Below are 2,814 nucleotides of genomic sequence, written 5' to 3' on the forward strand. Positions count from 1 at the left end.
AGCCTGGGCCGGCATACGGGCGCGCGGCGGCGGGGTGGGCCGGGAACGCTGGCTGCCCGTGGCCAAGGCGGTCGTGGTGGGGGTGGCCCTGCTGCTGGTGTTCGGGGGACTGTTCGCCTCCGCCGACGCCGCCTTCGCCGACCTGCTGGGCGGCCTGGTCCCCGACGTCTCGGTGGGGGAGGGGCCGCTGCGGACCCTGCTCTTCCTCGGCGGTTCCCTCCTCGCCCTCGCCACCGCCCGCACCGCGGCGGCCCCGCACCGCTGGGACCGGATCAAGTCCCGGCCGGGCAAGGCGCGTTCCCGGCTGGAGTGGAGCCTGCCGCTGATCCTGCTCGACCTGCTCTTCGCCGGCTTCAACGCGGTCCAGCTCGCCGTCCTGTTCGGCGGCTACGACAAGGTGCTGGAGAGCACCGGCCTCTCCCACGCCGAGTACGCGCGCCAGGGCTTCTGGCAGCTGCTGTGGGCCACCGTCTTCGTCCTCGCCGTCATCGCGCTCGCCCTGCGCTGGGCGCCCCGCGGCACGCCCGGCGACCGCCGCCTGGTACGGGCGGTCCTGGGCACGCTGTGCCTGCTGACACTGGTCGTGGTGGCCTCCGCCGTGCGCCGGATGGAGCTGTACGTCGACGCGTACGGACTGACCAGGCTGCGGCTGTCCGTGGTCACGATGGAGCTGTGGCTGGGCCTGGTCATCGTGCTGCTGATGGCGGCCGGGGCCGTGGGCCGCCGCCGGCTGGCCCGTGCGGTGGCCGGCAGCGCGGCGGCGGCCGTCCTCGCCTTCGGGCTGCTCTCACCCGACGCGCTCATCGCGGAGAACAGCGTCACCCGCTACCAGCAGGAAGGCAAGATCGACCTCGCCTACCTGCGCGGCCTGTCCGCGGACGCCGCCCCCGCCCTGGACCGGCTGCCCGAACCCCGGCGCTCCTGCGCCCTGATGGGCATCCGGGACGACCTCCGTCAGGCCGGAGACCTCCCCTGGTACGCCACGAGCCTCGGGCAGTACCGCGCCCGGGAGATCCTGCGGGCCCGGCCGGTGACGGCGAGCCGGAGCGAGTGCGCCGGCCTCGGCGCGTACGGCAGCCGCCACGAGTAGCCCGGGCCCGGTACGGGGCCGGGCGCCCGGTGAAACGGGCGGCCTGCCCACCGCGGAGGCGGCCGGGCGTCAGGCGGCGGCCGAGGGCGGGCGCGGCCGCGCGGGGCACAATGCCCCTCATGGAAGCAATGGAGCCGGACACCGCGACCGAATTCCTGATGGCCACGTCGCCGCAGACCCTGGACCTGCTGAGGGCCACCGCGCAGGAGATGTCCGAACTGTGCGGCATCAGCCGGGCCGAAGCGGTGGCGAGGGTCAACTGGCACTGGGAGGGGCTCGACCTGTCCGGCGAGGACGAGATCATCCTGCACGAGGACGAGTACTACTGGGCGCTGCGGATCTACTTCGCCGACGTCCTCGACTGGAGGCCGACCGCCGACCGTTCGGACTGGACGCCGCGCCCCGGGCCCCCCGCGGGGTCGAGGTGCTGGACGCTGTGACGGCGGACCGGCGCCTTCCGCCGGATCGTTTCCCCGGGTGAAACACGCACCCGGTCGGGTGAGCCTGGGCCCTCCACCCTGTCGCGCGGGGCGCCCGGGCGACTAGACAGCATGGCTGTGATCAAGGAACTGCCCGGGGCGCGGACGCGACGCCGCCGGCTCCGGCCCGGGAGGCCGCCCGCGGCCCGGGCCCTGGCCTGCGCGGCCGTGGCCGCCTGCGCGGTGCTGACGGGCTGCGCCGCGGGGGCGCCGGACCGCGCCGCCGACCCGGACGAGGTGATCAAGGCAGCCACCCAGCGCCTCACCGACGCCTGCCTGATCCGCCAGGGGCTCGTACCGCCCCGCAGCGGAGGGGCCCGGCAGCCCGGAACCGAGGACGCGCGGGTCAGCGCGGCCCTCTTCGGCACGGGCCCGGCCGAACTGTCCCTCGCCCTGCCCACGGGCTACGTCGTCCGCGCCCACACCGACGGCTGCCTCGCCGCCGCCCAGCAGCGGCTGTACGGGGACCAGCCCGGCTGGTTCCGCGCCTCGGTCGTCGTCAACAACCTGCGCCCCGAGGCCGATCACACCCACCGGGACCTCGCCGAGGTCCGCGCCCGCCACCGCGGCGAGATCGCCGACTGGCAGCGGCTGCGGGCCCACGCCCTCACCGAAGCCGAGACCGTGCTCAACACCCCGCCACCGAAAGGAAACCCACCCGCATGAAGCGCTTCAGCACCCTCCTCGCCGCCGTCGTGCTCACGACCGGAGCGGTCCTGGCCACCTCGGCCGCCGCCGAGGCGGCCGACTGCCGCAGCGGCTACTTCTGCGTCTGGACGGACGCCAACTTCGACGGGTTGAAGATCGAGCACAGCGGCGACGACCACTGGTGGGAGGGCGACATGTTCAAGCACGACTCCTCCTGGGCCAACCACGGCGTCTCCGGCCCCGGTGTCCTCGACCACGTCAAGGTGTACGAAGGCCGCGAGCTGCTGGGCCCGGTGACGCTCTGTCTGGCCCCCGGCCAGGAGGTGGGCTACAACGCGGGAGCGAACGACCGGGGCGGCTCCCACACCTGGACCAAGGACTGCTGAGGCTCCCGGGCGGGCTCAGCGGAAGTCCACCGCCGCCGCGGCCCACCGGGCCGTGGCGGTGCCGGTGGCCGCGCAGGTCCGGGCCACCGCCGGGACACGCCTACCCCGCCTGCTTCTGCCGCAGTGAGGTGCGGACGCCGGTGACGACCACGGCGATCAGGCAGAGGGCGATGACGGTCTCGGCCCACAGGAAGGCGAACCAGTCCAGCAC

General features: G+C 74.7%; 4 protein-coding genes. All 4 read left to right on the forward strand.

Annotation, left to right across the window (positions count from 1 at the left end):
• On the forward strand, nt 1–1,090 hold a 1,090-nt coding region (locus VR44_RS11925), incomplete at its 5' end, for a DUF4153 domain-containing protein (RefSeq protein WP_045947420.1).
• Nucleotides 1,091–1,209: 119 nt separating this feature from the next.
• Nucleotides 1,210–1,530, forward strand: coding sequence for a hypothetical protein (locus VR44_RS11930; RefSeq protein ID WP_157880281.1), 321 nt, complete (start codon nt 1,210–1,212; stop codon nt 1,528–1,530).
• 111 nt (nt 1,531–1,641) lie between these two features.
• On the forward strand, nt 1,642–2,235 hold the full coding sequence (locus VR44_RS11935; protein WP_425424495.1) for a hypothetical protein: 594 nt from the start codon (nt 1,642–1,644) through the stop codon (nt 2,233–2,235).
• Nucleotides 2,232–2,603: a peptidase inhibitor family I36 protein gene (locus tag VR44_RS11940; RefSeq protein ID WP_045947421.1), complete on the forward strand. Its 372-nt coding sequence runs from the start codon at nt 2,232–2,234 to the stop codon at nt 2,601–2,603. Before VR44_RS11935 ends, VR44_RS11940 begins: the two co-directional genes overlap by 4 nt.
• The last annotated feature ends 211 nt before the right edge of the window (nt 2,604–2,814 follow it).

It is taken from the genome of Streptomyces katrae (genome assembly GCF_000966975.1).
Lineage (GTDB): Bacteria > Actinomycetota > Actinomycetes > Streptomycetales > Streptomycetaceae > Streptomyces > Streptomyces katrae.